Origin of the sequence: Alkalibacillus silvisoli (assembly GCF_039521975.1) — a bacterium.
Lineage (GTDB): Bacteria > Bacillota > Bacilli > Bacillales > Alkalibacillaceae > Alkalibacillus > Alkalibacillus silvisoli.
In genome coordinates this window covers 44,411-52,175 of record NZ_BAAACZ010000008.1, presented here as the reverse complement: position 1 = coordinate 52,175, position 7,765 = coordinate 44,411, and the positions used below count along the sequence as shown (strand labels likewise).

9 protein-coding genes are annotated in these 7,765 nt (G+C 32.9%); 1 reads left to right on the top strand and 8 read right to left on the bottom strand.

Going from position 1 to position 7,765, the window contains the following annotated elements; translation table 11 throughout:
- Positions 1-29 precede the first annotated feature (29 nt).
- From ABDZ63_RS04185 to ABDZ63_RS04160, 6 genes are all read right to left on the bottom strand, one after another.
- The gene (locus tag ABDZ63_RS04185) at positions 30-458 is read right to left on the bottom strand and encodes a beta-ketoacyl-[acyl-carrier-protein] synthase family protein (protein WP_343781989.1); all 429 of its coding nucleotides are present in this window, start codon (positions 456-458) and stop codon (positions 30-32) included.
- 126 nt (positions 459-584) lie between these two features.
- Positions 585-926 carry a hypothetical protein gene (locus tag ABDZ63_RS04180; RefSeq protein ID WP_343781987.1) on the bottom strand — a complete coding sequence of 114 codons (342 nt, stop codon included), beginning with the start codon at positions 924-926 and terminating at the stop codon, positions 585-587.
- A gap of 685 nt (positions 927-1,611) precedes the next feature.
- On the bottom strand, positions 1,612-2,385 hold the full coding sequence (locus tag ABDZ63_RS04175; RefSeq protein ID WP_343781985.1) for a hypothetical protein: 774 nt from the start codon (positions 2,383-2,385) through the stop codon (positions 1,612-1,614).
- Between the two features lie 180 nt (positions 2,386-2,565).
- Positions 2,566-3,144 (bottom strand): TIR domain-containing protein, encoded by a 579-nt coding sequence (locus ABDZ63_RS04170; protein ID WP_343781983.1) that lies wholly within the window; start codon positions 3,142-3,144, stop codon positions 2,566-2,568.
- 18 nt (positions 3,145-3,162) lie between these two features.
- A complete protein-coding gene (locus ABDZ63_RS04165; protein ID WP_343781982.1) occupies positions 3,163-4,635 on the bottom strand; it encodes an SIR2 family protein in 1,473 nt (490 codons plus the stop codon).
- A gap of 15 nt (positions 4,636-4,650) precedes the next feature.
- Positions 4,651-5,208 (bottom strand): toll/interleukin-1 receptor domain-containing protein, encoded by a 558-nt coding sequence (locus tag ABDZ63_RS04160; RefSeq protein ID WP_343781981.1) that lies wholly within the window; start codon positions 5,206-5,208, stop codon positions 4,651-4,653.
- A 251-nt stretch (positions 5,209-5,459) separates the two neighbouring features.
- Between ABDZ63_RS04160 and ABDZ63_RS04155 the strand changes: the two genes are divergently transcribed.
- Complete coding sequence (locus ABDZ63_RS04155) at positions 5,460-6,434, top strand: Abi family protein (protein WP_343781980.1); 975 nt, start codon at positions 5,460-5,462, stop codon at positions 6,432-6,434.
- 219 nt (positions 6,435-6,653) lie between these two features.
- Here the strand turns inward: ABDZ63_RS04155 and ABDZ63_RS04150 are convergent, their stop codons facing one another.
- On the bottom strand, positions 6,654-6,911 hold the full coding sequence (locus ABDZ63_RS04150) for an EAL domain-containing protein (protein ID WP_343781979.1): 258 nt from the start codon (positions 6,909-6,911) through the stop codon (positions 6,654-6,656).
- A 35-nt stretch (positions 6,912-6,946) separates the two neighbouring features.
- Positions 6,947-7,150 (bottom strand): hypothetical protein, encoded by a 204-nt coding sequence (locus tag ABDZ63_RS04145; RefSeq protein ID WP_343781978.1) that lies wholly within the window; start codon positions 7,148-7,150, stop codon positions 6,947-6,949.
- Positions 7,151-7,765: the final 615 nt, after the last annotated feature.

Genomic DNA, 7,765 nt, shown 5'->3' with positions numbered 1-7,765 from the left:
AAACAAAGTGATCAAACTTTGGGTCAAAATTAAGTTGCGATTTGGGTCAATTTTGGGTTGCGAAATACAGAAGCATGCTCGATTGCAACTAACATTCCAGCACAATTCGCATTCATATCCATAGATAAGCTCTTATGATGGCCTCCAATAGTCTGATGAATATAAAGAGCATTGGATGGGAATAACTGTTCAGGCGTTTGGGATGCAAAGATGACCATATCTATGTCTTTTCCGGTTATCTTTTCTTTTTGTATTATCTTTTTACTAACTTCAATTCCCATCGTTAAACTATTTTCTTCATTGCGGTTAATAACATACTTGTCGTTTCGCCCTAATATATCAGTAAGAAAATGAGTGACATCTTTTCCTTTCTTCTTAAAATGACTACTTAATTCTTCTACAGTAACTTGTTGCTCAGGGTGGTACACCTCAACCGAACGAATTCTAACATTATTCATAAAATAGATCTCCTTGTTGATTTCTTTCTGTATTTAGTAGATTTTATAGATTAAAATTGTAACTATGAAAAGGGCTATAACTTTACAACAATGAAAGTTATAGCCTTTAATGGTTTTGTTTTAAATTTATTTATACTCTAATTCTAATCCTACTTGCTTAGCAACACGGCTTAGTTGCATCTTAACAACCGGCTGGTTACCCACATCCATAACCACTTTAGAAAATCCGGATTCTTTATATAAACCTAGAGCACCTCCCAATCGATCAATATACTCTTGTGAAGTTACTCCCATACTTGAACAATCTGCAAAAAGCGTATATTCTACAGGATTAACTTGCTTAATAATATTGTTGTAATCTTGAACAAACTGAGCTTGTTTTTCTGGGTCATACTGCCCATTAACTTCTAAATTCACTGTCTTCGATCCTTGATCAATACTAAAATTATATCCACCTTTTTCTGCCATACTATTTCTCTCCCTTGCTTTTTCTCTTTGTATAAGAATAGTTTAATAATCCCCCATACAAAAATCAACTAATACCTCTTTACTAGAGTGAATTGATTAATAATCTAGGTCTTCAGTTACATTAAGGGGGTGATAAAATGCCTGATTTGTTATGACTTTTTTATGAATGTTGAAACTTTATTGTTGGGTTACAATTTTGTGCATTAACAATAAACTCATAACACTTTTCACCCCTTCAAGCCTTTTCCGACCGTCGCCTTTCACAATAAAGTCGTAACACAAACCCCGATTTTTACCGATTTTGTTTCAAAAATTTTGTCATGACTTTATTCACACATAAAATAAACTCGTATCAAAAAAACGCCTGAGAAATGCAAGGAATCAACGTTTTCCCTCACAATTCTCAAGCGTCTGTTCAAACTTTATTCTCACAAAATGCCTGATTTGTTATGACTTTTTTATGAATGTTACAACTTTATTGTTGGGTTACATAGTAAATAAAAGGGTGATAGGGTTAAGGGAAAGAGGGTTAGGTATAAAAATCCATTGTATAACATCTCTGACTTACATAACTTCGATACCTGCATTGCCTGTTTTACCCCTTCCCCCAATCACCGTGTATTCATTTTCAATCAATTCATTTAATTAAATCTTTAACAAAAGCCCACTGTAATTATTGGCTTGGTCAATTACTAAATGTATGGTTCACCCAAGCCTCATATTTTCCGTTAGCTTTCTTATAAATTTCACGTTCAATTGGATTCAAAATTGAAATTACAGCTAAATAGATTGAAACTAAAGGTACAATATGTGTTATATTTAGCCAATAAAAATTTTTTGTTAAAAACTCATAAAATTTGTCCTCAGAGTAATCTACTTCTAATTCAAGCACTCCTAAAAATATAAATAGCAATGTAATTGTTACGAAGAATAAGAGCTTTAAAATGTTTATATTTGTCAATGTAACTTGTTGATTCAAACTCATGAACTTTGATAGCCTTTTTGAGGAAGGTCTTTGTTCATAAATGGTTTCCTCATGCGGAAATTTAATTTTTACTATCCAATAATAAAAAACTTCAACTAAATATTGTAATGAATATAAAATTGACAATATATAAACCATTCCCAATATTACAAGGGCATAAAGAAAAAACAATACCTTCTCTAATGGAGCTGGAAATAAAAACAAAACCAAGGTATATGTATAAAAAATAAAGGTTATATAGTGGTAAAATCTAATATTTATTCGAACTTTTTCTTTAATTTTTCCATTTTTAGAGTAATAAACTATGGAAATTAAATTTAATAACAATAAAGTTATATTAATTAGTAACTGAACTCCATTTTCAAATTGAATAAGTAGAAGCCCACCTAACAGCAATATATAAAATCCAATAAACTCTACTAATGAGAAATCACTTAATCTCGATAGACTGTACGCTTTTTTTAACTTAAACATATACATTTTACACCCTTGCAAATTACAAAGTTTACTTTGAACTTAAATCCACTTTTACATATTCTTATCCGCTGCAATGATTGTTCCTTGAAGACCAAAACCTGCGCATGTTCCTTTGCCGTCATGGTTTTGACTTTTTAAATCGGTGCACCCTATGTATATCGAAATAGGTAATGTCACTTATGATACCCATTCAGAAAACCTATTGTAGCCATCACTTCTCACCCAATCATAAATAGAATATGAATCTGATATTTTATGAAATCTTCCTCTCATTTCCACAGGTGCTTTTCTTATTAATTCGTAAGAACTTAAATCTCGGTAGCTAATCCATCGACCATTTCGATATTCGTATAATTCCAATCTATTACCATTATCACTATACCGAACACCTAAGTATTCAAAAGGATTTGGGCCACTAACCTTAACGCATCCATCCCTCCCTTTTATACTATTAATGTGAATAGCGATTAGTCGGTTCCCTTTCTGCAAGCTCTTAATAATTTCATAACGAACCCACCTGCGATTATATGTTTGAGACCCAACTAAAACAACGGTTGCAGAAGTATTTTGAATACCGTCATTAATCAATCGCTTAATTGAAGGGTCACCCTGTTTTTTTGCATCCTCCCAAAGTGAAGCATCAAAAAAACCAGCATCTTCCCTACCCGGTTTTGTAAACCAATGATTCCTGACCACATTTGCTCTAAAATCAATAACATCTTGATAGTGAAAACTGAAGAACACCCGCTTCGCCATACAAATTCACCCTCTCACTTATTTCGAACGTCTTATCTCTCTAACAATATCCAATACAGTATCTATTAAAGTTTTATAGTTAATTCCATCCTCTCCCAGTTGCATAAACTTCTCTCTCAACTCTGGAAACTCTGGATAATAAGTATCAAAGTCATAAACCACCCTTTCCCACAAGTCTCTACTTGCATAACCTGTCACTCCAACCGGAACAACCTTTACAGATTGATCAAGAGCAATATCAAATTCTTCTTCCAATCCATCTGAATATACAATTTCATTCTTATTGAATTCACTTGACTCTTTATTGCCGAATATAAATATGCCAATTCCACATTCACTTAATAAATCATGCCTATATTCCGTCCATAGGTCCTCTTTACTTTTATTGAGTGAGGAAAATTGCGGAAAGGGTCTCATTATTATGTGTTCATTAAGGTTTCTTGTCTTTCTTTCTGACATTCCTTCTAATACCCCATTTATAACTCCGCTTCCAACACGTTCTCCAAACCCTGTTGCCAAGACTAAATCTTCTTGATGAAGTGACTTGCTTAATGTATGAATAAATTCCTCTGGATCTACCCCCTCAACTTCAAATTCATCAAACTCATGGGCACTTCCTGATATAAAGGCATGGTTTCTGGTATATCTAATAGTTATCTCTTCAAATATTTTCATTATTTCTTCATACTCTTCAATGATGAGAGGTTTAATAGAATAGCGTTTCAGGTCAGCACACTTTAACTCTTGGCGTATTTTTTCATATCTGTATCTTTCTTTCTCTTCCGCACACTCACCGTAGTCACATTCTTTCACTCTTTTTATGAAGCAATAGTGTTGTCTTGTGTGTCCATCCATAAGAACTCTGACCTTACTTAGAATGTGTTCCAAATTCGGGTCTTCAAAACTAAAACCTACAAACGCAAATGTTTTTGAAATTAAGTCACCTTTTAATGCAACGGTAAACATTTCGTTCTTTGTTTCATACAACTCATAATCATCTTTAGTTAAAACGGCCTCATTTGCTACGTCAACATCACCATGCATCTTATAAACAATTGCATCCCTCTTGGCTTCAATCATGGATAGATCTGTTACACGTTTTTTTACATCCGCCCTCTTTCCTGCTCTCTTTAGGGATTGTTCAATTAACCTATCATAATTTGTAGTCCAGTAAGTTTTTATAGGTAATTTCGACAATATATAGTGGTTGTCATTCAACCTCTCCAACTCTCCAAAGTTGTCTTTTATCAACTCCGACAGTCGGGTTTTTGTTCCTGTATCATTGTAGATATACTGTGCAATTCCTACTAAATCACTTTCTTTTTCGACATCTAAACCCAATGTCCTCGCAGGTTCTTTTAAAAGGCTTTTCCAATCTACTGCCCCTGATGGCATGGATAGACCTGCACCCGCAAATATTGCAGCACTCCCTTCTTTAAGTGCATTAACATACTCATCAATGAACTTATTTATATCTGAATTAAAAGTCATTTGTACCCTCACCTCTCATTCTCTCAACCATTCCCTAAAACTCTTTCTTTTGCCATTTAAATCTTTTATATATAAATCATCAAAATAACCTTTTACAACATAACTGTATAACCCTAAGTATTCTTGTCCGTCGAAAGTTTCTTTATTTACACTCTCTTCATTTATCGGTAATATCGACACTTTCCCTTTCCATCCATCAAAATACCCCAATTCCCATGGCATCCATTTTGATTTATTAGAGTTATTAGATGTTGCATAAATTAGACATTTACAAGACCTCATTCTCTTTCGCAACCTACTTGCCGTAGATGTGTTAACATTATCTCTGCTAAGGTCTCTATCTATTATCCAATCAACATACACTTTATAACCCAGATCTTCAAGAGTATTCTTAAGCCCAAGAATTATTTCTGCATCCTGATAACTATGAGATAAAAAAATATCATAGGCCTCAACGTAATTGAAGTTCTGATAACTTTCATTCAGTATTGTAGAAGCACTTTTAGAATATATACTTTTATTCAACTCATTATTAGCACGCCTTTTTAAGTCCTTTGCATTAAATAATGCCATAATATACACTTCCTTTTAATTTAATTTCCAACTATTTTACCATATGAATTGCGTTAGATGTTAAAATATTCTAAATTATATTAAATCATAAAATACGGTTGAAGAAGTTTGTGTATAATTTTATTGTTAATTAATCATCATAAGTTGAGCCAACTCTAACAGGCTAAACCACTTAACCATTATAAGCTGCGAGACATAAACTATCCATTCCTGTATAATTATATATAATTCTACGATTAGGAGGATCTGCTTTGGTAAGAGGGAAAACTATTAATGGACTAATGAGACACCTAAGAGATGAACATAACATAGATATAAGTGGTAGCAAGCATAAAAGAGAACTTCTAAACATGGGTTATTACCATGGTTACAAGGGGTATAGGTTTATTCGCAGTTCTCAAAACCAGATTCCTTACACTGATTTTAATGAAGTAGTTGCAGTATATGAGTTTGACGCGAATTTAAAAGCAATTCTTTATCCAAGACTCATGTTTATAGAAACAGCTTTAAAAAACTATACATTGGATACCCTAATAAGCATCGGTCCAGTAGATTTTGATAATGTTTTTTCAAATCTCCTGAATGATTATAAAAAAGAAAACACAGGAAATAGTAAATACCGTGAAAAAATGAAAAAAAGACTTGAACTACGAAATAAAATTAATCAAGCTATTAGCTATAATTATTCTGAGCAAAAAGCAGTCATTCAACACTTCTTCCATAGTAATAAACCTATTCCGCTATGGGCTATATTTGAAGTTATAAACATGGGGGAGTTTGGTTTTTTTCTACAATGTTCAAACCAAGATACAAGGATTAAGATTGCTAAAGATTTAAACATTCATTCCACATCACACAATCAAAATGGAAGAATAATAGAGGATATCATTTTCCTAATTAAGGACTTACGTAATGCTGTAGCTCACAACTCAGTTGTTTTCGATTGCAGATTTAAGAAGGCTAATCCTCCAGCAAGATTAAAAGAGTATTTACAGAATGAAACAAATCAATCTAACATAACGTTTGAGCACATTGTTGATTACTTTATCATCGTTATCTTCTTATTAAAAAAGCTTGGCGTTTCAAAAACAGAGTTAAAGAAAATCGTACGCATTTTTAATGATGAATCAGAAAAATTAAGAAATTCTATCCATGCGCCAATACATACGTCCATTATGGGTTCAGACTTTAGAAATAAAACAAAACTTCTAAAAAGTTTTATTTAGTCACACTTTACGAATAATTGAAAGTATAGTATTATAAAATATAATTAATAGCGGTGTATTGCTTCGGCATACACTTAAGGGGACTGGATGCGTCTGGTCCTCTTTTAATATTCTTAAATGTAAAATTTTAACATTTAATCTTACTTATCGTTTACACAATCATATAAATAAAATATAAACAACAAAATAGTGGGATAAAATTTTATAGCCCACTACCACTTAGCAGAAACCCTTGTCCGTGTGTGTAACCCCTGTGTTTTTTGCAGCATCTAATTCTTTTGGTTGCTCTATTCCCTCTAATATAATTTGGATATTACTACTGTTGCAATAGGTGACCATACTCTTAAGCATCTCTATCTTCTGTACAGAGGTGGCAGATTGCAAGTTTTGTGCAAAATACCTGTCCATTTTAATAATGTTTGGGCTTAGTTGAACAACTCTTTCAAAAGAAGCTACACCTTTCCCAAAATCACTCACCCTAACCCCCCTTACATTTCAATTTCTAATAAAGATTACTCACTTTTAAGTATAGTTAACGGCTCTTGCCGTTTGGAAAGCCACAGTTTTTTCGGCAAATTACCAGTAATTTCATAGAACTGCTTTTCACTCATAAAATGATCTAAATCAATAATAATGAACGAGCTACCTTCTACATCAGCCGTCCGAACTGCAAAGTAGTCATTTACTATTAAAATGGTCGAAAATTCACGTACCAAAATACAAAAATGGTCCAAAATCTATGTACTCAACTAATTCCTTATTGAGTGTTGAGCAATAAAATACAGATCAAAGGTATCATATACATCTAATCAGACAACAAATTAATACTAAAAACGCCTGATAAATGCAGGGAATCAACGTTTTCCCTTACAATTCTCAAGCGTCTATTCAAACTTTATTCTCACAAAATGCCTGATTTGTTATGACTTTTTTATGAATGTTGAAACTTTATTGTTGAGTTACAATTTCTGTACACCACAAAAAAACTTTTGAATTTTTTCATCCCTTCAACCCGCATTCCACCGTCCGCTTGGGAATAAAGTCTTGAACGCGAACCCCGATTTCCTCACTTTTTTTACTCAAATTTATTCAAAACATTTTTACCAACGTTAAAAAACTCTTGTGTGCATTTACAACAAACTCGTAACACTTTTCACCCTTTCAAGCCTTTTCCGACCGTCGCCTTTCACAATAAAGTCGTAACACAAACCCCGATTTTTACCGATTTTGTTTCAAAAATTTTGTCATGACTTTATTCACACATAAAATAAACTCGTATCAAAAAAACGCCTGAGAAATGCAGGGTATCAACGTTTTCCCTCACAATTCTC

Excerpts from the sequence above, each read along its gene's own strand:
- ABDZ63_RS04165 (WP_343781982.1), bottom strand. The coding sequence starts at position 4,635 with ATGACTTTTAATTCAGATATAAATAAGTTCATTGATGAGTATGTTAAT.
- ABDZ63_RS04180 (WP_343781987.1), bottom strand. The coding sequence starts at position 926 with ATGGCAGAAAAAGGTGGATATAATTTTAGTATTGATCAAGGATCGAAG.
- ABDZ63_RS04185 (WP_343781989.1), bottom strand. The coding sequence starts at position 458 with ATGAATAATGTTAGAATTCGTTCGGTTGAGGTGTACCACCCTGAGCAA.
- ABDZ63_RS04170 (WP_343781983.1), bottom strand. The coding sequence starts at position 3,144 with ATGGCGAAGCGGGTGTTCTTCAGTTTTCACTATCAAGATGTTATTGAT.
- ABDZ63_RS04160 (WP_343781981.1), bottom strand. The coding sequence starts at position 5,208 with ATGGCATTATTTAATGCAAAGGACTTAAAAAGGCGTGCTAATAATGAG.
- ABDZ63_RS04175 (WP_343781985.1), bottom strand. The coding sequence starts at position 2,385 with ATGTTTAAGTTAAAAAAAGCGTACAGTCTATCGAGATTAAGTGATTTC.